Annotated in this window: 21 protein-coding genes; 7 read left to right on the top strand and 14 right to left on the bottom strand. The window is 62.6% G+C overall.

Annotated elements, in window-relative coordinates; all coding sequences use genetic code 11:
* Positions 1–156 precede the first annotated feature (156 nt).
* From holA to leuS, 3 genes are all read right to left on the bottom strand, one after another.
* Entirely contained in the window at positions 157–1,194 is a 1,038-nt protein-coding gene (holA, locus tag IF690_RS26150; protein ID WP_202698028.1) for a DNA polymerase III subunit delta, read from the bottom strand.
* A gap of 39 nt (positions 1,195–1,233) precedes the next feature.
* Positions 1,234–1,839, bottom strand: coding sequence for an LPS-assembly lipoprotein LptE (locus IF690_RS26145; protein ID WP_202698027.1), 606 nt, complete (start codon positions 1,837–1,839; stop codon positions 1,234–1,236).
* Positions 1,840–1,927: 88 nt separating this feature from the next.
* A complete protein-coding gene (gene leuS / locus IF690_RS26140) occupies positions 1,928–4,534 on the bottom strand; it encodes a leucine--tRNA ligase (RefSeq protein ID WP_202698026.1) in 2,607 nt (868 codons plus the stop codon).
* A 259-nt stretch (positions 4,535–4,793) separates the two neighbouring features.
* On the opposite strand from leuS, the gene IF690_RS26135 reads away from it, so the two are divergent.
* Both IF690_RS26135 and IF690_RS26130 read left to right on the top strand, forming a co-directional pair.
* Positions 4,794–5,114 (top strand): hypothetical protein, encoded by a 321-nt coding sequence (locus IF690_RS26135; RefSeq protein ID WP_202698025.1) that lies wholly within the window; start codon positions 4,794–4,796, stop codon positions 5,112–5,114.
* A 127-nt stretch (positions 5,115–5,241) separates the two neighbouring features.
* Complete coding sequence (locus IF690_RS26130) at positions 5,242–6,012, top strand: YdcF family protein (RefSeq protein ID WP_202698024.1); 771 nt, start codon at positions 5,242–5,244, stop codon at positions 6,010–6,012.
* A 72-nt stretch (positions 6,013–6,084) separates the two neighbouring features.
* Here the strand turns inward: IF690_RS26130 and lnt are convergent, their stop codons facing one another.
* The 5 genes from lnt to miaB form a co-directional block, all read right to left on the bottom strand.
* A complete protein-coding gene (gene lnt / locus IF690_RS26125; protein WP_502710156.1) occupies positions 6,085–7,620 on the bottom strand; it encodes an apolipoprotein N-acyltransferase in 1,536 nt (511 codons plus the stop codon).
* Positions 7,621–7,880: 260 nt separating this feature from the next.
* Complete coding sequence (locus tag IF690_RS26120) at positions 7,881–8,720, bottom strand: CorC family transporter (protein ID WP_007927086.1); 840 nt, start codon at positions 8,718–8,720, stop codon at positions 7,881–7,883.
* A gap of 5 nt (positions 8,721–8,725) precedes the next feature.
* Positions 8,726–9,220, bottom strand: a complete 495-nt coding sequence (gene ybeY, locus IF690_RS26115; protein WP_202698023.1) for an rRNA maturation RNase YbeY — start codon at positions 9,218–9,220, stop codon at positions 8,726–8,728.
* Complete coding sequence (locus tag IF690_RS26110; RefSeq protein WP_007927082.1) at positions 9,213–10,232, bottom strand: PhoH family protein; 1,020 nt, start codon at positions 10,230–10,232, stop codon at positions 9,213–9,215. The genes ybeY and IF690_RS26110 overlap by 8 nt, the downstream gene beginning before the upstream one ends.
* A gap of 181 nt (positions 10,233–10,413) precedes the next feature.
* Entirely contained in the window at positions 10,414–11,739 is a 1,326-nt protein-coding gene (miaB, locus tag IF690_RS26105) for a tRNA (N6-isopentenyl adenosine(37)-C2)-methylthiotransferase MiaB (RefSeq protein ID WP_202698022.1), read from the bottom strand.
* A 135-nt stretch (positions 11,740–11,874) separates the two neighbouring features.
* On the opposite strand from miaB, the gene IF690_RS26100 reads away from it, so the two are divergent.
* Entirely contained in the window at positions 11,875–12,201 is a 327-nt protein-coding gene (locus IF690_RS26100; RefSeq protein WP_020295297.1) for a DUF1820 family protein, read from the top strand.
* A 47-nt stretch (positions 12,202–12,248) separates the two neighbouring features.
* Here IF690_RS26100 and IF690_RS26095 read toward each other — a convergent pair whose 3' ends face one another.
* From IF690_RS26095 to IF690_RS26080, 4 genes are all read right to left on the bottom strand, one after another.
* Positions 12,249–12,803: a tetratricopeptide repeat protein gene (locus IF690_RS26095; protein WP_202698021.1), complete on the bottom strand. Its 555-nt coding sequence runs from the start codon at positions 12,801–12,803 to the stop codon at positions 12,249–12,251.
* Between the two features lie 217 nt (positions 12,804–13,020).
* Complete coding sequence (gene hemL, locus IF690_RS26090; RefSeq protein ID WP_023969266.1) at positions 13,021–14,304, bottom strand: glutamate-1-semialdehyde 2,1-aminomutase; 1,284 nt, start codon at positions 14,302–14,304, stop codon at positions 13,021–13,023.
* Between the two features lie 24 nt (positions 14,305–14,328).
* Entirely contained in the window at positions 14,329–14,946 is a 618-nt protein-coding gene (thiE, locus tag IF690_RS26085) for a thiamine phosphate synthase (protein WP_202698020.1), read from the bottom strand.
* Positions 14,947–14,963: 17 nt separating this feature from the next.
* Positions 14,964–15,761, bottom strand: coding sequence for a hydroxymethylpyrimidine/phosphomethylpyrimidine kinase (locus IF690_RS26080; RefSeq protein ID WP_202701738.1), 798 nt, complete (start codon positions 15,759–15,761; stop codon positions 14,964–14,966).
* Positions 15,762–16,053: 292 nt separating this feature from the next.
* Here IF690_RS26080 and IF690_RS26075 point away from each other — a divergent pair, with 292 nt between their 5' ends.
* The 4 genes from IF690_RS26075 (at position 16,054) to IF690_RS26060 (ending at position 22,509) form a co-directional block, all read left to right on the top strand.
* A complete protein-coding gene (locus tag IF690_RS26075) occupies positions 16,054–18,432 on the top strand; it encodes a hybrid sensor histidine kinase/response regulator (RefSeq protein WP_202698019.1) in 2,379 nt (792 codons plus the stop codon).
* 75 nt (positions 18,433–18,507) lie between these two features.
* Entirely contained in the window at positions 18,508–20,157 is a 1,650-nt protein-coding gene (locus IF690_RS26070; RefSeq protein ID WP_202698018.1) for an acyl-CoA dehydrogenase family protein, read from the top strand.
* A gap of 167 nt (positions 20,158–20,324) precedes the next feature.
* Complete coding sequence (amn, locus tag IF690_RS26065) at positions 20,325–21,797, top strand: AMP nucleosidase (protein WP_202698017.1); 1,473 nt, start codon at positions 20,325–20,327, stop codon at positions 21,795–21,797.
* Between the two features lie 70 nt (positions 21,798–21,867).
* Positions 21,868–22,509 carry a pseudouridine synthase gene (locus IF690_RS26060; RefSeq protein WP_252189519.1) on the top strand — a complete coding sequence of 214 codons (642 nt, stop codon included), beginning with the start codon at positions 21,868–21,870 and terminating at the stop codon, positions 22,507–22,509.
* On the opposite strand, the gene IF690_RS26055 is transcribed toward IF690_RS26060, so the two are convergent.
* A complete protein-coding gene (locus IF690_RS26055) occupies positions 22,504–22,713 on the bottom strand; it encodes a DUF2788 domain-containing protein (RefSeq protein ID WP_007927060.1) in 210 nt (69 codons plus the stop codon). The genes IF690_RS26060 and IF690_RS26055 overlap by 6 nt on opposite strands.
* A 227-nt stretch (positions 22,714–22,940) precedes the next feature.
* Positions 22,941–23,420: an Lrp/AsnC family transcriptional regulator gene (locus IF690_RS26050; RefSeq protein WP_009045772.1), complete on the bottom strand. Its 480-nt coding sequence runs from the start codon at positions 23,418–23,420 to the stop codon at positions 22,941–22,943.
* Positions 23,421–23,539 lie beyond the last annotated feature (119 nt).

Below are 23,539 nucleotides of genomic sequence, written 5' to 3'. Positions count from 1 at the left end.
TGTCCAGCCCCGCGATGTGTAGGGCTTTTCAGTGTTTTTCGTTGGATCTCCCGAACCTGTAGGAGCGAGCTTGCTCGCGACAGCGATTGGCCAGGAAACCGCGGTACCAAGGCTGGTGCTGATCGCGAGCAAGCTCGCTCCTACAAAGTGCTGGGTTTATTCGGCGGGGAGAGGCAGGCGTTGTCCGGCCATCAGCAGCGACAGGCGGCTCAGGCTGCTCCAGGGCGAGCCGGCGGCCTGTCCCTTGATCTGCGCATCGATACGCTGGGCATCGAGCAGCAATTGCGCCCAGCGCGGCGCGGAATAGCGCTGCAGGGCCTTGCTCATCAGCGGCTTGCGTTTGTCCCAGACGGGCGGGCGGGCCTGGCTGAACACCTTGTCCAGCGGCGTGCCCTGGCTGTACTGCAGCGACATATTGGCCAGCGACCGCAGTTCCCGGGACAGTGCCCAGAGAATCACCGGAGGCTCGACACCTTCACCGCGCAGGCCTTCGAGCATGCGCAGGGCATGCGCGGCCTCGCCATTGAGGATGGCGTCCACCAGCCCGAAAACATCGAAGCGCGCGCTGTCGGCGACTGCCGCCTGCACGGTTTCCACCGTGATCTGGCCGCCCTCGGCCATCAGCTTGAGCTTTTCGATTTCCTGGGCCGCGGCCAGCAGGTTGCCTTCGACCCTGGCCGCAATGAGTTCCACGGCGTCCTGGCTGGCGGAAAGCCCGGCCTGGGACAGGCGTTGGCGAATCCACTGCGGCAACTGGCTGGCATCCACCGGCCAGATCTGAATGAACTGGGTCTGCTCGCCGTCGACCAGGGCCTTGCCCCATTTGGTCTTTTGCGCGCTGCCATCGAGCTTGGGCAGGCTGATCAGCAGCAGGGTGTCTTCGGCCGGTCGTGAGCAGTATTCGATGAAGGCCGCGGCGCCTTTGTCACCGGGCTTGCCCGAAGGCAGGCGCAGTTCCAGCAGGCGCTTTTCGGCGAACAGCGACATGCTTGCGCCGGCTTGCAACAGCGTCCCCCAATCGAAATTGGCGTCGGCGCTGAATACCTGGCGTTCATCGAAGCCCTGCTGGCGGGCGGCGCTGCGAATGGCGTCGGCGGCTTCCTGGCACAGCAACGGATCGTCGCCACTGATGACGTAGACCGGTGCGAGCGGGCCTTGCAGGTGTTTGCCGAGTTGAGCGGGGGCGAGTTTCATAAGGAGGGGCAAGCGGGGCGCTTGGGCGCCCCACGAGACTTACTGGTTCGGCAGCTGCATAGGCGACTGCTGCGGGGTTTCCGCCTCAGCCTTCTGCGCGGCTTCCAGCGCTTCGGCCTCGGCCTTGGCGCGGGCATCCGCGGTCTGCTGCAGTTGATCCAGCTGGCTCGGAGTCAGCAGTTGCAGGCGCAGCATCATGTTCTGCACCAGGTCGCGACGCATTTCCTTGCGCACTTCCAGCGACTCCTGGTCGGAACCCACCAGGTTGTTGCCGTCGTGGATATAGACCTTTTGCACTTGCAGCTTGTCGCTGAGTAGCGTCAGGTTGTTCTGGCCCTGGATGTCGTAGTTCAGCACAGTGGTCAGCTCATACTCGGCCGAACGACCGGCACCGGCGTAGCTCAGGCTGCGCTGGGATTCCTGTTCGCGGGTCAGCACCAGCTTGTAGGGCGCGCCGGCGTAGACCTTGACGCCACTGTTCTGCAGGACTTGGCGCAGCTGGGTCACGGTTTCGCCGTAAGCGTTGCGGGCGCTCAGGTCGAGTTCCTTGATCGCCAGTTCGGTGGTGCCGGTACCGCGCAGCTGAAAGCCGCAGGCGCTCAGCAGTACGGCCAGGCCGATCACCAGGAAGTTGCGTTTGATCATCTTGTTGCTCCCCTTGAAACCATGTGGGCCGGCAGGGCGGCCCTGGAGGTTTTATTCGGCGTCAGCCTGGGGCTGACGCCTGATCCAATTAGCTAGCGACGATATTGACCAGCTTGCCAGGCACGACGATCACTTTACGAATCGTCAGGCCTTCGGTGAAGCGCAGCACGTTCTCGTTGCTCCGGGCGGCGGCTTCGATCTCTTCACGGCTGGCGCTGGCCGGCATTTCGATCTGGCCACGCAGTTTGCCATTCACTTGAATGACCAACTGCAGGCTGTCCTGAACCAGCGCGTTTTCATCCAGCACCGGCCAACCGGCGTCGATGATGGCGCCGCTGCGACCCAGCTGGCTCCACAGCTCGTGGCTGATGTGCGGGGTGATAGGCGCCAGTAGCAGGGCCACGGTTTCCAGGCCTTCCTGCAACAGGGCACGGTCCTGCGGGGTGGCTTGCGGTGCTTTTTCCAACACGTTCATCAGCGTCATGACCTGAGCGATGGCGGTGTTGAATTTGTGGTTCTGGCCGACGTCCTGGCTGGCTTGCTTGATCGCCAGGTGGATGGCGCGACGAATGACTTTCTGTTCGTCGTTCAGCGCACCCAGTTCCAGTGCGCCCGGCAGGCCTTGGGCCACATGGGCTTGGGCCAGACGCCAGACGCGCTTGAGGAAGCGGTGGGCACCCTCGACACCGGAGTCGGACCATTCCAGGCTCATGTCAGGCGGCGAAGCGAACATCATGAACAGGCGGCAGGTGTCCGCGCCGTACTGTTCGATCATCGATTGAGGGTCGACGCCGTTGTTCTTCGACTTGGCCATTTTCTCGGTCCCGCCGATTTCCACCGGCAGGCCATCGCTGATCAGCTTGGCGCCGACGATCTTGGCCTTGCTGTCACGCTCCAGCTCGACATCGGCCGGGTTGTACCAGGTGTAGGCGCCATTGGCTTCGCGACGGTAGTAGGTCTCGGCGACCACCATGCCTTGTGTCAGCAGGTTCTTGAACGGCTCGTTGGAGCTGACCAGGCCCTCGTCGCGCATCAGCTTGTGGAAGAAGCGGGCGTAGAGCAGGTGCAGGATCGCGTGTTCGATACCGCCGATGTACTGGTCCACCGGCAGCCAGTGATTGGCCGCGGCCGGGTCGACCAGGCCACCCTCGTATTTTGGCGAGGCGTAGCGAGCGTAGTACCACGAGGACTCGACGAAGGTGTCCATGGTGTCGGTTTCACGCTTGGCGGGCTTGCCGCATTTCGGGCAGCTGCACTCGTAGAACTCCGGCATGCGCGCCAGTGGCGAACCGGCGCCGTCCGGCACCACGTCTTCCGGCAGCACTACTGGCAGTTGGTCTTGCGGTACCGGTACATCGCCGCAACTGTCGCAGTGGATGATCGGGATCGGGCAGCCCCAGTAGCGCTGGCGGCTGATGCCCCAGTCGCGCAGGCGGAACTGGGTACGGGATTGGCCGAGGTTTTTCTTCAGCAGGGCCACTTCGATGGCGTCGAAGGCGCCGGCAAAATCCAGGCCGTTGAATTCGCCGGAGTTGATCAGTTCGCCGTGTTCGCCGTAGGCGTCCTGCCAAGGCGCAGGCGTTTCGTCGCCAGCGCTGGTGCGCACCACGCTCTTGATCGGCAGGTTGTACTTGGTGGCGAATTCGTAGTCGCGCTCGTCGTGCGCCGGAACAGCCATTACCGCGCCATCGCCGTAGTGCATCAACACGTAGTTGGCGACCCATACCGGGAGTTTTTCACCGGTCAGCGGGTGTTCGACGAACAGCGAAGTCGGCAGGCCTTTCTTCTCTTGAGTGGCGATGTCGGCCTCGGCGACGCTGCCGCCCTTGCACTCGGCGATAAAGGCTTGCAGCGCCGGATCGTTCTGCGCCGCCAGGGTGGCCAGCGGGTGCTCGGCGGCCACGGCAACGTAGGTTGCGCCCATCAGGGTGTCAGGGCGGGTGGTGAAGACTTTCAGTGTGCCCGCTTCGCCGATGGAGGCCTGGTCGTAGGGGAATTGCACTTCCATGCCACGGGATTTGCCGATCCAGTTGCGTTGCATGGTCTTGACCTGCTCGGGCCAGCCCGGCAGCTCGTCGAGACTCTCCAGCAGCTCATCCGCGTAGGCGGTGATCTTGAAGTAGTACATCGGGATTTCGCGTTTTTCGATCAGCGCGCCGGAGCGCCAGCCGCGACCGTCGATCACCTGTTCGTTGGCCAGAACGGTCTGGTCGACCGGGTCCCAGTTCACGGTGCCGTTCTTGCGGTAGATCACGCCTTTTTCGAACAGGCGAGTGAACAGCCATTGTTCCCAGCGGTAGTAGTCCGGCTTGCAGGTGGTGACTTCGCGGGACCAATCCACCGCCAGGCCCAGGCTGCGCAGTTGGGACTTCATGTAGGCGATGTTTTCGTAGGTCCACTTGGCCGGCGCGACGTTGTTCTTCATCGCGGCGTTTTCCGCCGGCATGCCGAAGGCGTCCCAACCCATGGGTTGCAGCACGTTCTTGCCTTGCATGCGCTGGTAGCGGGAAATCACGTCGCCGATGGTGTAGTTACGCACGTGCCCCATGTGTAGCTTGCCGCTGGGGTAAGGGAACATCGACAGGCAGTAGTAAGTCTCCTTGCCTGGCTGTTCACTGACTTCAAAGGACTTTTGCTCATCCCAGAACGACTGGGCGGCGGCTTCGATTTCACGGGGCTGATAGTGTTCGTGCATGGCTACTTTTGAACTGAATAGGGGTGGCCTAATCCTCTTCAATGCAACGTTGGGTGGTGATGACGCCAAATGTGGCGTTTTCGCTACCCAGTCGAGCTGGAAGTGGAGTTACAGGAAGCGCCGTAGCATACATGACCGCGCTCTGCCGAGGGAAACCCTGATTACGCGCCGTGGGCCGTTGGTCGCGGCACCCGGCCGGTTTCGGCAGTGCGGCTAAGCTCAAAAAGGGGAGTGAGTCTTACTTTCATGAGGTGAGTGGATGGTTGAGTCGCAGCGAAAAGTTACAAAACCCGAGTTGTACGAACGATTGATAGATCGTCTGGCTTTGGCTCTGGATACAGCGAGAACGGCAGGGAGCTTGCGTAATGAGCGTCCTGTGGAGTTGGAGTTGCGGGGCCTGAGTCATGCCGAGCTCGAGGTGATCAAGGCCTATCTGGATCGTAGCGAGTGTGAGACGCAATTGAACGTGCTCGAATGCCTGAGGCACGAAGTGACTCCTCATTCGGCCAAGGTCATCTGGTTGAAAGACAAGGTGCCCGCCCGGGATGCGGTAAAGGTCCGATCCCTGCACTTCAAGTGAGTCTGCGCAGCCCATTCGGGCATCTGCGCAGCGTCAACGCCGCGTACCTCGTGCATAAAATCTGTTTCGTATCTGTTGTTGCTTTGCTTTTACCCACTTAGGCTTCGAGCATCTTTGGAGATGCTCGATGCCTTTTCGTTATTTCGTCAAACAACTACTCCTGCCGCCAGGCCTTCTGTTGCTGTTGCTTCTGTTCGCCTGGTGGTTTCGCCGCTCGAGGCCGCGATTGGCCGGCGTGTGTTTTACCCTCGGCCTGGGCGGGTTCTGGTTGATGAGCCTGCCTGTGATGGTGGAGTGGGGCGCGAGTGCCTTGGAAAGTGAGCCGGCGCTGACGCAAAGCCAGTGGTCGACCCTGGCCGAACAAGCCGATGCGATCGTGGTGCTGGGCTCGGGACGGGAGCGGGGCGATCCGGCCTGGGGCTCCGACCAGCCGACTGGGGTCGGGCTCGAGCGCCAGCGTTACGCGGCGCGCCTGGCCAAGGCTTCCGGGTTGCCGGTCCTGACCAGCGGAGGCTTGCACTACGGCACGCCGCCTACGGAGGCGGCGCTGATGGCCGAGTCGCTGTTGGACGATTTCGACGTGAAGGTGCGCTGGCAGGAAGGGCGCAGCCGCACGACCTGGGAAAACGCCCAATTCACCGCGCAGGTGCTGGAGCCGCAAGGCGTCAAGCGTGTGGTGCTGGTCACCCAGGCCTGGCATATGCAGCGGGCTGTCTGGAGTTTCGAGCAGGCAGGATTCAGCGTGGTGCCGGCCCCGGTGGGATTCCTCGGGGTGGATAACGCCAGGCCGCTGGGCGGCTGGATGCCAGAGTTCAAATCAATCTGGCAGAGCGGTCAGTTGCTGAACGAGGCGGTGGGGCTGGTGGGCTACAAGCTGTTTTATCGTGGAGAGGACTAGGTTCATCTCGAGCCAGTCCGCTCCCACGGGAATCGCAAATCCCCGGCAGGAGCGAGCAGGCTCGCGATGAGGTCAGACGGTCTTGGCGATCCGACTGGCCAGCAGGGCCCAGCCGAACAGCAGGACGCTCAGGATGATCAGGGGCCAGGAGCGCCATTGCAGGTAAGGCGTCAGGTTGTGCATCGGCACCACTTCGCCATAAAGAATTCCGCGTTCGAACTGTGGAATCTGCACGGTGATCTTGCCGAACGGATCGATCAGGCCGGTCACCCCGTTGTTGGTGGCGCGGATCATCCAGCGGCCGGCTTCCAGGGCGCGCATCTGGGCCATCTGCAAGTGTTGCAGCGGGCCGATCGAAGTGCCGAACCAGGTGTCGTTGCTGATGGTCAGCAGCAGGTCGCTGCGGGCTGACAGGCTGGCGGCGAATTCCGGATACACCACCTCATAGCAGATGAACGGCGCGATCTGGTAGCCCTTGGCTTGCAGCAAGGGCTGGTCGGCGGGGCCACGGGCGAAGTCCGACATGGGCAGGTCGAAGAACGCGATCAGGCCGCGCAATAGGTCTTGCAGGGGCACGTACTCTCCGAATGGCACGAGCTTCTGCTTGAGGTATTCGCCATCGCCTTCGCCGACCACGGTAATCCCGTTGAAGTAGCGTTTCTGGTGGTGCACTTCCTGGCGGATCGGTACGCCGGTAATCAGCGCCGAATGCCGGTCGGCGGCGAAGTTGCCCATCATGTTCAGATAACCTTCGGCCGACTCCTTGAGCACCGGCACCGCGGTTTCCGGCCACACCAGCAGATCCACGCGCTTGGAGCCGAAGCTCAGGTCGCGGTATAGCGCCAACTGGGAGTTGAGTTGTGCGGGGTCCCATTTCAGGCTCTGTTCGATATTGCCCTGGATCGCCGCCACGCTCAGCGGCTCGCCCGACGGGCTGGTCCAGGCGTGTCCCTTGAGCGCGATGCCGATCACCCAGGGGGCAACCAGCAGCACCAGGCCGGCGGCGGTAAACCCCTTGCGTCCGGCACGGATCAGGCCGGGCAGGTTGTAGAGCAGGGCGGCGGTCAGCGCCAGGGTAAAGGAGATCAGCCACATGCCCCCCAGCGGGGCCAGGCCAGCCAGGGGGCCGTCGAGCTGGCTGTAGCCGGAGTAGAGCCAGGGGAAACCTGTCAGGAACCAGCCGCGGAAGGCTTCCTGCCCTACCCAGAGGGCGGCGAAGGCCAGGGCGTCGGCGAGGGGCGCCTCATTACGACGCAGCCAGCGTGCCCAGAGCCAGGCCGGCAAGGCGAAAAAGAAGGCGATGGCGGCAATGAAGGCCAGCATCAGCAAACTGGCCAGCAGCACCGAGGCGCCACCGTAGGTATGGATGCTGACGTAGATCCAGCTGGTGCCGGCGGCAAACAGACCGAAGCCGAAACACCAGCCGCGCCACAGTGCCTGGCGCGGGCTCAGCTCGCGCAGACCGGCATAAAAGAAGCCGACCGCCAGCAGTGCCAACGGCCAGATGTCGTACGGTGCCAGGGCCAGGGTGGTGATTGCACCAGCCGCCATGGCCAGCAGGTTACCGGGCCAGCCGGGGCGGGTTAAGCGCAGCAAGAGGCGTGTCATCTGCTCTTTCCTGTGTCGCGCCGGAGCCTGCTGTTGCGCAAGGCAGGGCGCGAGGAGTGTGGTTTGGTTTTTTCAAATGAACGACGAGTAACCCAGCCCCGCGCAACAGCAGGCCCGACCCTTCGGGTTGTGCCTGAACGCTGGCCAGGCTGCGTTGCAGTCCTTGGAAAGGGAATGCCATTCCCTGCGGACTGCGCCTTGCCTGGCCAGCTTTCAGGTGACAACGCGACGCGGGAAAGAGCAGGTGGCACGCCTTTTCCTTAGCGGGGGATAGGTGTTAGTCGCAGCAGATGAATCCGACGGCTGTCGGCATTCAGGATACGGAAGCGATAGGCACCGATTTCGGTGATTTCGTTGCGTTTGGGCAGGTGCCCGAACGCGCTCATCACCAGGCCGCCGACGGTGTCGAATTCGTCGTCGGAGAACTCGCTGTCGAAAAACTCGTTGAAGTTCTCGATCGGCGTCAGCGCCTTGATCAGGAAGTCGCCGCTCGGCAGCGGCTTGATGTAGCTGTCTTCCTCGACGTCGTGCTCGTCCTCGATATCGCCGACGATCTGTTCCAACACGTCCTCGATGGTCACCAGCCCCGCCACGCCGCCGTATTCGTCGATGACGATGGCCATGTGGTTGTGGTTGGCGCGGAACTCGCGCAGCAGCACGTTCAGGCGCTTGGACTCGGGCACGAAGGTCGCCGGACGCAGCAGGTCCTTGATGTTGAAGCTGTCGCCGTTCTCCTTGAGGATCAGCGGCAGCAGGTCCTTGGCCAGCAGAACGCCCATGACGTCGTCATGGCTTTCGCCGATCACCGGATACCGCGAGTGCGCGGAATCGAGGACGGACGGCAGGAATTCGCGGGGAGTCTGGGTCGCCTTGATGCTGATCATCTGCGAGCGCGGAACCATGATGTCCCGTACCTGCAGGTCGGCGACCTGGATGGCGCCTTCGACGATGGCCAGCGCTTCGCTGTCCAGCAACTTGTTCTGATGGGCTTCGCGCAGCAGCTCCAGCAGCTCCTGGCGGTTTTTCGGCTCATGGGCAAAAGCCTGGGTCAGTTTTCCCAGCCACGACTTTTGCCCGCTGCTCGATCGGTCTTCGCTCATAGCGATTACTCTAAATCCTTGGTTGTTACAGATGGATGTTCTTCGGTTTCGTCGTCCGCATAAGGGTCGGGATGACCCAGTTCTGCAAGCAACGTTCGTTCCAGTGCTTCCATTTCTTCGGCTTCGTCGTCATCTATATGGTCGTAACCCAATAGATGCAAGCAGCCGTGAATCACCAGATGGGCCCAGTGGGCCTGGAGGTCCTTGCCTTGTTCGGCGGCTTCGCGCTCGACCACTTCGACACAGATCACCAGGTCGCCGAGCAATGGAATGTCCAGCAGCTCGTCCGGCACATCGGCGGGGAACGACAGGACGTTGGTGGCATAGTCCTTCTGCCGCCAGGTGCGGTTCAGTTCGCGGCCTTCGGGCTCGTCCACCAGGCGGATGGTCAGTTCCGAGTCGGCGGTGCGCTGGCGCAGGGCCAGCTCACACCATTGGCGGAACAGGGCTTCGCTGGGAGCAGTTCCCCGGCTTTCAAGCTGCAGATCAAGCTCAAGCATCGTGGCGATTGCCTTTTTCCGCGGCGGATTGGGCGGATTCGTCGGCCACGCGCTGCTCGAAGCGCTCGTAGGCTTCGACAATGCGTTGCACCAGCGGATGGCGCACCACGTCCTTGGGCATGAAGTGAGTGAAGCTGATGCCCGGGACATCCTTGAGGACGTTGATCACATGGGCCAGGCCGGACTTGGTGCCCTTGGGCAGGTCGACCTGGGTGATGTCACCCGTGATCACGGCGGTGGAGCCGAAGCCGATCCGGGTCAGGAACATCTTCATTTGCTCGACGGTGGTGTTCTGGCTTTCGTCGAGGATGATGAAGCTGTTGTTCAGCGTACGGCCGCGCATGTAGGCCAGTGGCGCAATCTCGATGACCTGGCGCTCGATCAGCTTGGCGACGTGTTCGAAGCCGAGCATTTCATACAGCGCGTCATACAACGGGCGCAGGTACGGGTCGATCTTCTGGGCCAGGTCGCCGGGCAGGAAGCCGAGCTTCTCGCCGGCTTCGACCGCCGGGCGCACCAGCAGGATGCGCCGTACCTGCTCGCGCTCCAGCGCATCTACCGCGCAGGCCACGGCCAGGTAGGTCTTGCCGGTACCGGCCGGGCCGATGCCGAAGTTGATGTCGTTGCCGAGGATTTCCTTGACGTAGCGCTGCTGATTCAAGCCGCGTGGGCGAATCATGCCTTTTTTGGTGCGCAGGGCTACGGCCGCTTCGGCGACAGGGTGATTGTCCAGTTCTTCGACGGCGGATTCCTGGAGGAACAGGTGCACCATGTCCGGCGACAGCTCGGTACCCTTGGTTTCCCGGTAAAGGCGGCGCAGGAGGTTTTCCGCGGAGGTGGTGTGCTTGGGTTCGCCGATCAGTTCGAACTGATTGCCGCGGTTGCGGATCTCGATGGTCAGGCGTTGTTCGATCAAGCGCAAATGCTCGTCGAATTGCCCGCATAGATTGGCGAAGCGGCGAGCCTCAAAGGGCTCGAGGATGAAACGATGTGGTTCTATGGGTGCGTTCAAGGTCGTTTTTTAGCCGCCCAACGGCAATAAAGGATGAATTCAAGGATAACGCCAGTGGCCTGGGTGCGAAAGCTCTTATACGAAGCAATGTCTTTCGCCACATTTTCCTTGGAAGCCGGCTTCCCGGCGATGGCGTGCCCGAGGTCGTTACCGCTGGTCAGCCAGTATCGGCCGCAGGTTATTACAGCAGCGATCCGCGCAACGAGTGAGGCTGGGCGGAGTCGATATGCACGTCGGCAAACTGGCCGATCAGGGTCGGGTTGTCGCAGCGGAAGTTGACGATGCGGTTGTTCTCGGTCCGCCCCTGGAGTTCGCCCGGGTCTTTCTTCGAGTAGTCGGTGACGAGGATGCGCTGGATAGAGCCGACCATCTGTCGGCTGATTTCGAATCCTTGCTGATTCAACCGGTGTTGCAGCGCATTCAGGCGTTCTTTTTTCAACTCTTCCGGGGTGTCGTCCGCCAGATCGGCCGCCGGGGTGCCCGGGCGTTGGCTGTAGACGAACGAGTAGGAGAAGTCGAAGCCGACGTCTTCGATCAGCTTCATGGTTTGTTCGAAGTCTTTTTCGGTTTCGCCGGGGAAGCCGACGATGAAGTCCGAGCTGATGCAGATGCCTGGCACGGCGGCGCGCAGTTTGCGCAGCTTGGACTTGTATTCCAGCGCCGTATGGTTGCGCTTCATGGCCGCCAGGATCCGGTCGGAACCCGATTGCACTGGCAAATGCAGGTGTTTCACCAGTTCCGGCACTTCGGCGTGGGCCTGGATCAGGCTGTCGGAGAACTCCAGCGGGTGGGAGGTGGTGTAGCGGATGCGCTCGATGCCATCGACCGCCGCGACCACGCGGATCAGTTCGGCGAGGTCGGCCAGGCGGCCATCATGGGTCTGGCCGCGGTAGCCGTTGACGTTCTGTCCCAGCAGGGTGACTTCACGCACGCCGTTTTCCGCCAGGTGGATGATTTCGGAGATCACGTCGTCGAACGGCCGGCTGACTTCCTCGCCACGGGTGTAAGGCACCACGCAGAAAGTGCAGTACTTGCTGCAGCCTTCCATCACCGAGACATAAGCGCTCGGGCCGTCGATGCGCGGCTCTGGCAGGTGGTCGAACTTCTCGATTTCCGGGAACGAGACGTCGACCTGCGGCAGCTTGCTGCTGCGGGCGGCATCGATCATTTCCGGCAGGCGGTGCAGGGTCTGTGGGCCGAAGACCACGTCGACGTACGGCGCCCGGTCACGGATGGCCGCGCCTTCCTGGCTGGCCACGCAACCGCCGACGGCGATGACCATCTCCGGGTTGGCCAGCTTCAGCTCGCGCCAGCGTCCCAGTTGGGAATACACCCGGTCCTGGGCTCGTTCGCGGATCGAGCAGGTGTTGAGCAGGATGACGTCCGCGTCTTCGGCGCGGGCGGTGACTTCCAGGGCCTGGTGTTCACCCAGCAGATCGACCATGCGCGAGCTGTCGTACTCGTTCATCTGGCAACCGTGGGTTTCTATGTAAAGCTTCTTGGCCATGGAAGGGGTCATCACGTGATTCAAAGAACCGCGCATTATAGGGAACATGCTCCGAGGTTCCTACCGCTACGCGTCCGGTGGCTATGCTATAGTTCGCGCCCTCTTTTATATCCCCCGATGTGTTACCCGCCCACCATGACCAAACGCGAAGCTCCAATCTACAAGGTGATTTTCCTCAACCAGGGACAGGTGTTCGAAATGTACGCCAAGCAGATCTATCAAAGTGATCTGTGGGGTTTCCTGGAGGTGGAAGAGTTCGTCTTTGGCGAGCGCACGCAAGTGGTCGTCGATCCGAGCGAAGAGAAGCTCAAGGCCCAGTTCGAAGGCGTGGTGCGCAGCTTTGTGCCGATGCATTCGATCGTGCGCATCGACGAGGTCGAGCGCCTGGGTACGCCGAAGATCAGCGAGGCGCGTGGCATGAGCAACGTCATGCCGTTTCCGATGCCGATGCCTGAGAAGTAAGGGCTGTATCGAGTGGGCTATCGCGAGCAAGCGTGCTCGCGATGCCATCAAGGCAGGGGCGAGAAGGGCGAACGCCCGTCGGCGCTCTGCAATTCCATCAGGTACTTGCGGAAAATCTGCCCCAGCACCTGGGTGGCGACTTCCAGCTCATCGCGCTGCATGTGCTCGGCTACTTCGTCGGCCGTGTCCAGTGCCTCTTCGGCGCCGTTGACCGCCGCCATCTTCAGCACGATATAGGCCTGGACGTTGTTGGCCGGTACGCCTTCGCCGCGGAAGAACATGGTGCCGAGCTTGAATTGCGCCTGGGCGTGGCCTTGCAGCGAGGCCTTTTCAAAGTAGCTCAGGGCCTGATTGAGATCGCGCTGGGTATTTTTACCTTCGTAGTAGAACTCGCCCAACTCGTATTGCGCTTGCGCATCCCCTTCGTCAGCCGCCTTCTGGCAGACCGCCAGGGCCTCGGACAGATCTTGTGACTGAGTATTGAGGGTGCAGCGACCCATCGCTGGGATCAACAACGAGTTGCCGCCTGCTTGTGCATGCGCGAGCAGGGGCTGAAGGAGCAACAGGCAGCCCAGTGCAAGGGCGCGGCCGGTGCGGTTCATGGGAATCGACTTACCTCTGAAGGGCGCGCGGACCCGTCGAGGGATCCAATAAGCGCGCATTATGAAATAAGCAGGGCCAACCTTACAAAGTCTTTACTCGTTTTTCTGCTGCGCGGACGCGATATCTGCCGCTTTCGGGGCTGTTTCGGGAGTTGGGGCGCAAATGCCGCGTAAAACCGGCACCAGGAAGCGCTGGCGCCGGTTTGGCAGGGGAAGATTACTTCAGGGCGGCGAAAGCGCGTTCGGCCGCGTCCAGGGTCAGCTTCAGCTCGGCGTCGCCGTGGGCGATCGAGGTGAAGCCGGCTTCGAAGGCGCTCGGGGCCAGGTAGACACCGCCTTCGAGCATCAGGTGGAAGAAGCGTTTGAACAGGTTGGCGTCGCTGGCCATCACGTCGTCGAAAGTGACAATGTCGTCGGCGCCGCTGAAGTACAGGCCGAACATGCCGCCCGCCTGGGTGGTCACGAACGGGATGCCGGCGGCGTCAGCGCGTTGCTGCAGGCCGTCGAGCAGGCGGCTGGTGTAGTCGCTCAGCTCGGCATGGAAGCCTGGGCGGCTGATCAGGCGCAGGGTGGTCAGGCCGGCGGCCATGGCCAGCGGGTTGCCCGACAGGGTGCCGGCCTGGTAGACCGGGCCCAACGGTGCGATGTGTTCCATGATCTTGCGTTTGCCGCCGAAGCAGCCCACTGGCATGCCGCCGCCGATGATCTTGCCGAAGGTGGACAGGTCCGGGGTAACCCCGTAGTGCGCCTGGGCGCCGCCCAGGGCGACACGGAAACCGGTCATCACTTCGTCGAAGATCAGCACCACGCCGTGCTTGTCGCACAGGCTGCGCAGGCCTTCGAGGAAGCCCGGGGCCGGAGGCACGCAGTTCATGTTGCCGGCCACTGGCTCGACGATGATGCAGGCCACTTCCTGGCCGACTTCGGCGAGCATCTTCTCAACCGCGTCGATGTCGTTGAACGGCAGGGTCAGGGTGTGTCTGGCGAAGGCCGCCGGTACGCCAGCCGAGCTTGGTACGCCCTGGGTCAGTGCGCCGGAGCCGGCCTTGACCAGCAGGCTGTCGGAGTGGCCGTGGTAGCAGCCTTCGAACTTGATGATGCTGTCGCGGCCGGTGAAGCCACGGGCCAGGCGGATCGCGCTCATGGTCGCTTCGGTGCCGGAGCTGACCATGCGCACCATTTCCATGGACGGCACGATGGAACAGACCAGGTCGGCCATTTCGGTTTCCATGGCGGTCGGGGCGCCGTAGGACAGGCCGTGTTCCAGCTGTTTGCGTACCGCGTCCAGCACGTCCGGATGGCTGTGGCCGAGGATCATCGGCCCCCAGGAGCCGACATAGTCCACATAACGCTTGTCGTCTTCGTCGGTGACGTAGGCGCCTTCGGCGTGCTTGAAGAACAGCGGCGTGCCGCCCACGCTCTTGAACGCGCGCACGGGCGAGTTCACGCCACCGGGGATGTGTTTCTGAGCATTGGCAAACAGGGTTTCGGAACGAGACATGATCGGGCTCTCGGAAATCAGCGGTTAGAAGAGGGCGTTGAAGGCGCGGGCACGGCGGGTCACTTCCTGGGCGCTGTCGGCGCCGAACAGGCCATGGACCACGGCCAGCAGGTCGACGCCATGGGCGACCAGCGGCGCGGCGTTCTCCAGGGTGATGCCGCCGATCGCGCAGATCGGCAGGTGCAGCCGGGTGCGGGCCTGGTCCAGCAGCTCCAGGTTGGCCGCCGGTGCGCCGGGCTTGGTGTTGGAGTTGAAGAAGCGACCGAAGGCGACATAGCTGGCGCCCTCTCTGGCGGCTTGCTCGGCCAGATCCAATTGGGCGTGGCAGGTCGAGCCGATGATTGCCTGGCGGCCGAGCAGGGCGCGGGCCGGAGTCAGCGGGCCATCGGTCTGGCCCAGGTGCACGCCGACGCCAATGCGCGCGGCCAGTTCGGCATCGTCGTTGATGATCAGTTGGGTCTTGTAGCGCTCGCACAAGCTGTGCAGGGCTTCGGCTTCGCGCAGGCGCCGGGCCTCGTCGCTGCTCTTGTCGCGGTATTGCAGGAGGGTCACGCCACCGTCCAGCGCCGCCTCCACGTACTGCAGGAATTTGCCGGCCAATAGTTGGCTGTCGGTAATGGCATACAGACCACGTAGTTTCATCGAGCGAGCCTCATGGCTTACGAGCAGAAGTCCAGCGGCAGGCGGCGCGGTACGAACTGGCCTTGGCCCAGTTGCTCGGCGTCGCGCAGGGTGCGCCAGGTGTAATCGAGGGCCGACTTCACGGCGCTGGCCAGGTTTTCGCCCAGGGCCAGGCGTCCGGCCAGAGCGCTGGCCAGGGTACAACCGGAACCGTGGTAGCTGCCCGGCAGACGCTGACAGGTGTAGGTGTGACGGCTGCCGTCGCGGCTGTACAGGCGATTATGCACTTCATGCTCGTCGCCATGGCCGCCGGTGATCAGCAGGTGCTTGACGAACGGCAGGAGCTTTTCCGCGCACTGGTCCGCGCTGCCTTCGGGTAATTCGGCGAGGATCCGTGCTTCCGGAAGATTCGGGGTGGCGATGGTCGCCAGTGGCAGCAGGCATTCACGCATGGCGTAGCCGACCTCGTCCTTGCCCAGGCGTCCACCGCCGCCGGCGCGCAATACCGGGTCGCAGACCATCGGCAGATGCGGGTGTGCCTGCAACAGCTCGACCACGGTGTCGACCATTTCCAGCGAACCGAGCATGCCCAGCTTGACCGCGGCGACTGCGGAGTCGTTGAGCACGGCGTTGGCCTGGGCCAGCACCCACTGGCGATCGAGCACGCGGAAGTCGCTGACGTTGACCGTATCCTGCACGGTCAGCGCGGTCACAGCGGGAGCTGCATGGCAACCCTGGGCGAGCAGGGCTTCGATATCTGCCTGCAGGCCGGCGCCACCACTGGGGTCGTGGCCGGAGAGACAGAGGACAACGGGGCGAGAGCTGTAGATATTCATGGTGCGCGAGCTTACCACCAAACGTCTTTTTTGCACGGCTCCTCGCGTGTTGGACAGGGCTGGTTTTTCCGCCTTGCCGGCAAGTTGACCGAAGCAACAGCTCTAGATCAATGGGTAGCGCTGAAATGCCCGTTCTAGAGCCTTTAGACTAAAATTTTCCGTGGTGTTCATTGGTCGTCAACGGCTATGCTAGAGTGGATCCAAACCAATAACAGGTCATGCCGGTTTCACGTCTACTCAAAGGGAAATGGGGGGCTTCCTGACACCACCGGACAGGCCATGCTGGGGCTTTATGCGCTATTTGCTGATGTTGCTGTTGAGCTTGCCGATGCTGGCTGGCGCGGTCGAGTTCGACGAGTTCACCCAGAGCCTGCCCTTGGGGCGGGTGATGCAGGTGTTTGAAGACGCGAGTGGTCAGGCAACGATCGCGGATGTCAGCGCACCGGCCATGGCCGGCAGTTTCAAGACCCATGACAAGGCTACCCTCAACGCCGGTTACTCCCGCTCGGCATTCTGGCTGAAAATCGACCTCGGCTACCGTCCCGCCAACCCTTCCATACGACACGCCTGGCTGCTGGAGCTGGCTTATCCGCCGCTCGATCATCTGGAGCTGTATGTGCCCGATGAAGCCGGTGGCTACCGTCTGGCCCAACGCACCGGCGATGCCTTGCCGTTCGACAGCCGGCAGATCCGCCAGAACAATTACCTGTTCGACCTGAGCTTCGCGCCCTACGAACAAAAGACCCTCTTCCTGCGCCTGCAGAGCCAGGGCTCGGTCCAGGCGCCGGTGACGCTGTGGTCCAGCACGGCATACCTGGAAGCGCAGCCGGTGCGCCTGTATGTGCTCGGCCTGATCTACGGCGTGCTGCTGGGAATGCTGGTCTACAACCTGTTCATTTACCTGAGCGTGCGCGATACCAGTTACCTCTATTACATCCTCTACATCGCCTCGTTCGGGCTGTACCAGCTGTCGGTGAACGGCGCCGCGGTGGAGTACTTCTGGCCGGACAACCCGTGGTGGGCCAACGCGGCGACGCCATTCTTCATTGGCGCGGCGGCCTTGTTCGGCAGCCAGTTCGCCCGCAGTTTCCTGCAGACCGCCCGCCACAGCCGCTGGGTCGATCGCCTGCTGCTGGGGCTGATCCTGTGCAGCACCGTGGTGGTGGCCCTGTCGCTGATGACCAGCTACGCCCTGGCGTTGCGTCTGGCCACGGCCCTGGCGCTGGTCTTTACCGTGGTGATCTTCGTCTCCGGCATCGTCGCCTGGTGCCGCGGCATGCGCGTGGCGCGTTACTTCATCATCGCCTGGTCGGCGTTCCTGGTGGGCGGGATCATCAATACCCTGATGGTGCTGGGCTATCTGCCGAATATGTTCCTGACCATGTATTCCAGCCAGATCGGTTCGGCCATCGAAGTGGCGCTGTTGTCGCTGGCCCTGGCCGACCGTATCAACTCGATGCGCGAGCAGCAGGCCCAGACCCTGTTCGATGCCGGGCAGAAGCTCGAAGTGCTCAACCAGCAACTGGCCCACAGCAACCGGCTCAAGGATGAATTCCTCGCCACCCTGACCCATGAACTGCGCACGCCGATGAATGGGGTGATCGGTTCCCTGGAGCTGATGCAGACCGTCGATCTCGACCCGGAGCTGGAGCAATACCAGCAGACCGCCGCCGGTTCGGCCCGGGACATGATGCGCATGGTCAACGGCATCCTGACCCTGACCGAGCTGCAGGCTGGCAAGCTCAGTGCCCAGCGCGAGACCTTCAGCCTGCGTTCGCTGCTCGATGCCTTGCAGGGCCAGTTTTCCGCCAATGCCTCGGCCAAGGGACTGGGTTTCGATGTCGACCTGGCCGCCGGGCTGCCCGATCGGCTGTTGGGCGATCGCGGCAAGTTGAGCCAGTGCCTGGAGTGCCTGCTGGACAATGCCATCAAGTTCACCCGGGTGGGTGGCCTGGTCCTGCGAGTGACCGGCAAGCCGGCGCCGGGACGGCTGACGATGACCTTCGCGGTGATCGATACCGGCATCGGTTTCGTCAATCTCGATGAGGCTTCGTTGTATCAGCGTTTCTTCCAGCTCGATGGTTCGATGACCCGTGAATACGGCGGGCTGGGCGTGGGGCTGGCGATCTGTCGGCAACTGGTGGATCTGTTGGGTGGCCATCTGACCCACGAATCGGAGCCGGGGCGCGGCAGCTGTTTCCGCCTGGAGGTGACCTTCGATCTGGACGGCGAGCAGCCGATGGTTTCCCAGCCGGCCTTGCGTGTCCGTTCCGCCCGGCGCATGCCGCAGGATTGCAGCGTGCTGCTGGTGGACGACAACAGCATCAATCAGTTGGTGATCCGCGGCATGCTGCTCAAGCTGGGGTATCAGGTGCGCACGGCGGAGAACGCTCGCGGGGCGCTGGCGTTGTTGCGCCGAGAGTCGGTGGACGCGATATTGCTCGATTGCCAGATCGAGCAGGCCGAGGCACTCAAGCTGTACGACCAGGTGCATGGCATGCCGGGTTGCGCCGGGTTGCCGGTGCTGCTGGTATCGGCCTCGGCGCATGGCCTGGAGGCTGAGCGCTGCCTGCTCGATTACCTTTCCAGGCCGGTGAAATTCGAGGAGTTGCAAGGCGTTCTGGCGCGTCGCGTACTGGCTCCGGAACAGGGCGAAAGCGCCGGCATTTAGGCGGGTATGCCACTTTGTTCGTCGGGGAGGGGGTGCTTAACTGAGGTTCTGGCACACCCCTCAAGGAGCCCCGACATGAACCTGCACCAGTTCGCCGAGACCCACGAAGTCACCAACCAGCCACCTTCCCTGGACGGTACCAACCTCTATCGAATCGATCTGCCGTTGCAGGAGTGGGCGCGGCGTTTTGGCGCCGGCTGGGCCGAATCGCGGATCGACGCCTACGGTGCCCTGGCCGGTGGGCCGCTGATGGAAGCGGGGTTCCTGGCCAACCAGAACAAGCCGGTGTTCACCAGCCATGACCGTTACGGTCATCGCCTCGACCTGGTGGAGTTTCATCCGGCGTATCACGAGTTGATGCGGACTGCCATCGAGCACGGCCTGACATCCTTGCCCTGGGCTCATCCGCAATCCGGGGCGCATGTCGCCCGTGCCGCCATGACCTATCTGCACAGCCAGGCCGAGGCCGGTAGCGGTTGCCCGCTGACCATGACCTTCGCCTGTGTGCCGGCGCTGAAACTGCAACCGGACCTCGCCGAGCAATGGCTGCCGAAAGTCCTCGCCACCGAATATGACCCGCGCAATGTCGGCATGGCCCACAAGCCTGGCGTCACCATCGGCATGGCGATGACCGAGAAACAGGGCGGTACCGATGTGCGCGCCAACACCACCAAGGCGTATCCGGTGGGCGCTACGGGGCCGGGGCAAGCCTATGAATTGGTGGGGCATAAGTGGTTCTGCTCGGCGCCGATGTGCGACGCCTTCCTGACCCTGGCCCAGACCGAAAAGGGCCTGACCTGCTTCCTGTTGCCTCGCCACCGTCCGGATGACAGCCGCAACCAGTTCTATATCCAGCGCCTGAAAAACAAACTCGGCAACTGCTCCAATGCCTCCAGCGAAGTGGAGTTCCGCGGGGCCCTGGCGTGGATGGTCGGTGAAGAGGGCCGTGGTGTGCCGACCATCATCGAGATGGTGGCCATGACCCGCTTCGATTGCATGGTCGGTTCCAGCTCGCTGATGCGCCAGGCGCTGACCCAGGCCAGCCATCACTGTGCCCATCGGCTGGTGGGGGGGCGGCTGCTCAGCGAGCAGCCCTTGATGCAGAACGTGCTGGCCGACCTGGCGCTGGAAAGCGAAGCGGCGTTGGCCTTGAGCCTGCGCATGGGACGCGCACTGGACAACCTGGATGATCCGCAAGAAGCAATGTTCTCGCGACTGGTGACGGCGGTGGGCAAGTACTGGATCTGCAAGCGGGCCCCGGCGATGATCAACGAGGCAGCCGAGTGCATGGGCGGCGCCGGTTATGTCGAGGAGAGCATCCTGCCGCGGCTGTACCGCGAAGCACCGGTCAACTCGACCTGGGAAGGCTCCGGCAACGTGCAGTGCCTGGACGTGCTGCGTGCCTTGTCCAAGGAACCGGGCGTACTCGATGCGCTGTTCGCCGAGCTGGGCGACGGCCATGGCGACAGGCGCCTGGCCGCGCATATCGCCAACCTGAAAGGCGCCTTCCAGGACACCGACGACATTCAGTTCCGTGCCCGCCAACTGACCGAGGACATCGCCTCGGGCCTGCAGGCCAAGCTGTTGCTGGAAGCCGGCAACGCGGTGGTCAGCGATGCCTTTATCGCCAGTCGCCTGGGTTCGGGAGGAAGGGTCTACGGCACCTTGCCGCGGGGGCTGGATGTCGAGGCGATAGTCGCGCGCTCGACCCCGGCAGGCTTCTGACGCCGCCAGGTGTAGGAGCGAGCTTGCTCGCGATAAATATTCCGGGCCACCGATTCCTTGGGGCTTGAAAGGTCTTTCGCGAGCAGGCTCGTTCCTGGCAGATATTCCGTTGTTCCCGTGAGACGGTGTTGCAGGCAAGATGAAGGCCTGCAAGATCAGAACACAGGATGCTTACCGTGACCGAAGCTTTTATTGTCGTTCAAACCGCCGAGCAAGCCGTGGACCGGCTTGCCGCTTTGCATGAGCGGGCTACCACGTCGCTGAGCCAGGCGCTCAAGCGTTACCTCAAGGATCGCGTCGAGCCCGACGCCGAACAGCGCGCCCTGTTCCGTTACCCGGAGTTGCGCCTGACCTATCACTGCCAGGGCGAAGTCCCGCAGACCACCCGGGCCTACGCCAAGGTCCAGCTGCCGGGCACCTACAGCGTCACGGTCACCCATCCCGCCGCCTTCCGTAAGTACCTGCTGGAACAGCTGGTGCCTCTGATGCACGACTTCACCGTGACCGTGGAAGTGGGCGTCAGCGAGCAGAACATCCCGTATCCGTACGTGGTCGAGCAGGGCGATGAACTGGCTGGTTCCGGCGTCACCGCCGCGGTACTGGCGCGGGTGTTTCCCAGCACCGACCTGTCCGCCGCCACCGATGGCATCGCCGACGGGTTGTACGATTGGGAAAACACCCATCCGCTGCCCCTGGCGCTGTTCGATGCCGCACGGGTGGATTTCTCCCTGCGTCGCCTGGTGCATTACACCGGCAGCGACTGGCGCCATGTGCAGCCATGGATCCTGCTGACCAACTACCACCGTTATGTCGACCAGTTCATCACCCACGGTCTTGAACAGCTGCGCAGCGATCCGCGGTTCGTGCGCATGGTCTTGCCGGGCAATGTGATCATCGAGAAGGGCATGGACCACGGCGAAGCTTCGTCGATCGCCGCCGGGGTGGTCTGGCACCGCTACCAGATGCCGGCTTATCACCTGCAGGCCAGCGACGGCCACGGCGTGACCCTGGTGAACATCGGGGTTGGCCCGTCCAACGCCAAGAACATCACCGACCACCTGGCGGTATTGCGTCCGCATTGCTGGCTGATGATCGGCCATTGCGGTGGCCTGCGGCAGTCGCAGACCATCGGCGACTACGTGCTGGCCCACGCCTACATGCGTCGCGACGGTATTCTCGATCGTGTGGTGCCGCCGAACATTCCGATTCCGGCCCTGGCCGAAGTGCAGCTGGCGCTGCAGCAGGCTGCCGCCAACGTCACCGGCGAGAAGGGCGACGATCTGAAGAAACGCCTGCGCACCGGCACCGTGCTGACCTACGACGACCGTAACTGGGAGCTGCGCTGGGCCCAGGAGCGTCCGCTGATCAATCTGTCCCGCGCCGTAGCGGTGGACATGGAAAGCGGCACCATCGCCGCCCAGGGGTATCGCCTGCGGGTGCCATACGGCACATTGCTCTGCGTCTCGGACAAGCCGCTGCACAGCGAAATCAAGCTGCCAGGTTCGGCCAACGCCTTTTATGAGCGCGCGGTCAGCCAGCACCTGAAGATCGGTATCGCCGCGGTGGATCTGCTGCGTACCGAGCTCAACTCGCTGCACTCGCGCAAACTGCGCAGCTTCGACGAGCCGCCGTTCCGCTGATCGCGGGATGGCCATTTAACGGTCAGGCCACTAGCATGGTCGGCCCTGACCGTTAGATGTTCTTTTCACCATGTCTCGTCCTCCTCGTCCCGCTTCCCGCCGCCCTGGCGTGAAGAATCCTTCGCTGTCTTCCGTGCCGCGCCGTGTTGCCAAGGCGCCACCGGCCGAGCCGAAGTTGATCCTGTTCAACAAACCCTTCGATGTGCTGACCCAGTTCAGCGACGGCGAAGGGCGGGCGACCCTCAAGGACTTCATCGCGATACCCGGCATCTACCCGGCCGGCCGCCTGGACCGCGACAGCGAAGGCTTGCTGCTGCTGACCAACGACGGCCAGTTGCAGGCGCGCATCGCCGATCCCAAACACAAGCTGGCCAAGACTTATTGGGTGCAGGTGGAGGGCGAGCCCACGGCCGAGCAATTGCAGCGTCTGCGCGATGGCGTGGAATTGAATGACGGCATGACCCTGCCGGCCGAAGCCCGGCAGCTGGAAGAGCCGCAGCTGTGGCCGCGCAACCCGCCGGTGCGCTTTCGCAAGAGCGTGCCCACCAGTTGGCTGGAGTTGATCATTCGTGAAGGGCGCAATCGCCAGGTGCGGCGCATGACCGCTGCCGTGGGCTTGCCGACATTGCGCCTGGTGCGGGTCAGGATCGGCGACTGGACGATCGAGGGGCTCGATCAGGGCCAGTGGAAGGAGGTTCCGGCGCGCTTATAAGGCGCCGGATTCGATCAGGCCGATCACCACGCTCTTGATGATGAATGCGGCCACGCCCAGGCCCAGGACGAAGAACAGGATGAACGAGCCGAAGCGTCCGGCCTTGGACTTCTTCGCCAGATCCCAGACGATGAAGGCCATGAAAATGATCAGGATGGTCACCAGGCCGGTCATCATCCACTCTTCGAATACTGCAGGATCCATCGAACATCTCCAGCGCGGGCAAGGCTAAAAAGGCGGGGGCGAGTATACGCCAAGGGGCCGCGAGCGGGCATTGATCCAGGTGCGCTTCGTCGTCACACCATCGGGGCCCTTGTAGGAGCGAAGCTTGCTCGCGATAGCGATCTCTGGGGTCAGGTGATGTGTAGCCAGGAACATTTATCGCGAGCAAGAACAGGGTGGTCCCCCTTGCTCCTGCAGAGGGAAGCAGATCAGTTGCGCAGGTGGGTCAGCGGCAATTCGGTGCTGTTGAGCACCTGGTTGAGCACGAAGCTGGAGCGGACGCTGGTCACGCCTTCGATGCGGGTCAGATGGCCCAGCAGCAGTTTCTGGTAGTGGTCCATGTCCGGCACCACCACCTTGAGCTGGTAGTCGGCGTCCATCCCGGTCACCAGGCTGCATTCGAGAACCTGCGGCAGGCTGCGGATCGCCGCCTCGAAGTTCTCGAAACGCTCGGGGGTGTGGCGGTCCATGCCGATCAGCACGTAGGCGGTCAGGCTCAGGCCGAGCATCTTGCGGTCCAGCAGGGCGACCTGGCGAGAAATGTAGCCGTCGTCTTCCAGCTGCTTGACCCGACGCGAACACGGCGAAGGCGACAGGCCGATACGTTCGGCCAGTTCCTGATTGGAGATGCGGGCGTCGCGCTGCAATTCCGCCAAAATGCTGAGGTCGTATCGGTCGAGTTTGCTCATGGATCAGGCCTTTGTCATAACTATTGCGCGATATTATCTATCCTGGGTTAAAAATTGCGCAAGTCATGTTTTATAGAGCAATCTTCGCAATCCTCTGTCGGCACGCCAGGCCTATTCTT

This window comes from Pseudomonas sp. SK3(2021) (genome assembly GCF_016772375.1).
Classification (GTDB): domain Bacteria; phylum Pseudomonadota; class Gammaproteobacteria; order Pseudomonadales; family Pseudomonadaceae; genus Aquipseudomonas; species Aquipseudomonas chlororaphis_I.
Note: the sequence above shows the minus strand (reverse complement) of the source record. Positions and strands in the feature narration are given on the sequence as shown.

Excerpts from the sequence above, each read along its gene's own strand:
- holA (WP_202698028.1), bottom strand. The coding sequence starts at position 1,194 with ATGAAACTCGCCCCCGCTCAACTCGGCAAACACCTGCAAGGCCCGCTC.
- IF690_RS26145 (WP_202698027.1), bottom strand. The coding sequence starts at position 1,839 with ATGATCAAACGCAACTTCCTGGTGATCGGCCTGGCCGTACTGCTGAGC.
- leuS (WP_202698026.1), bottom strand. The coding sequence starts at position 4,534 with ATGCACGAACACTATCAGCCCCGTGAAATCGAAGCCGCCGCCCAGTCG.
- IF690_RS26135 (WP_202698025.1), top strand. The coding sequence starts at position 4,794 with ATGGTTGAGTCGCAGCGAAAAGTTACAAAACCCGAGTTGTACGAACGA.
- IF690_RS26130 (WP_202698024.1), top strand. The coding sequence starts at position 5,242 with ATGCCTTTTCGTTATTTCGTCAAACAACTACTCCTGCCGCCAGGCCTT.
- lnt (WP_502710156.1), bottom strand. The coding sequence starts at position 7,620 with ATGACACGCCTCTTGCTGCGCTTAACCCGCCCCGGCTGGCCCGGTAAC.
- IF690_RS26120 (WP_007927086.1), bottom strand. The coding sequence starts at position 8,720 with ATGAGCGAAGACCGATCGAGCAGCGGGCAAAAGTCGTGGCTGGGAAAA.
- ybeY (WP_202698023.1), bottom strand. The coding sequence starts at position 9,220 with ATGCTTGAGCTTGATCTGCAGCTTGAAAGCCGGGGAACTGCTCCCAGC.
- miaB (WP_202698022.1), bottom strand. The coding sequence starts at position 11,739 with ATGGCCAAGAAGCTTTACATAGAAACCCACGGTTGCCAGATGAACGAG.
- IF690_RS26100 (WP_020295297.1), top strand. The coding sequence starts at position 11,875 with ATGACCAAACGCGAAGCTCCAATCTACAAGGTGATTTTCCTCAACCAG.
- IF690_RS26095 (WP_202698021.1), bottom strand. The coding sequence starts at position 12,803 with ATGAACCGCACCGGCCGCGCCCTTGCACTGGGCTGCCTGTTGCTCCTT.
- hemL (WP_023969266.1), bottom strand. The coding sequence starts at position 14,304 with ATGTCTCGTTCCGAAACCCTGTTTGCCAATGCTCAGAAACACATCCCC.
- thiE (WP_202698020.1), bottom strand. The coding sequence starts at position 14,946 with ATGAAACTACGTGGTCTGTATGCCATTACCGACAGCCAACTATTGGCC.
- IF690_RS26080 (WP_202701738.1), bottom strand. The coding sequence starts at position 15,761 with ATGAATATCTACAGCTCTCGCCCCGTTGTCCTCTGTCTCTCCGGCCAC.
- IF690_RS26075 (WP_202698019.1), top strand. The coding sequence starts at position 16,054 with ATGCGCTATTTGCTGATGTTGCTGTTGAGCTTGCCGATGCTGGCTGGC.
- IF690_RS26070 (WP_202698018.1), top strand. The coding sequence starts at position 18,508 with ATGAACCTGCACCAGTTCGCCGAGACCCACGAAGTCACCAACCAGCCA.
- amn (WP_202698017.1), top strand. The coding sequence starts at position 20,325 with ATGCTTACCGTGACCGAAGCTTTTATTGTCGTTCAAACCGCCGAGCAA.
- IF690_RS26060 (WP_252189519.1), top strand. The coding sequence starts at position 21,868 with ATGTCTCGTCCTCCTCGTCCCGCTTCCCGCCGCCCTGGCGTGAAGAAT.
- IF690_RS26055 (WP_007927060.1), bottom strand. The coding sequence starts at position 22,713 with ATGGATCCTGCAGTATTCGAAGAGTGGATGATGACCGGCCTGGTGACC.
- IF690_RS26050 (WP_009045772.1), bottom strand. The coding sequence starts at position 23,420 with ATGAGCAAACTCGACCGATACGACCTCAGCATTTTGGCGGAATTGCAG.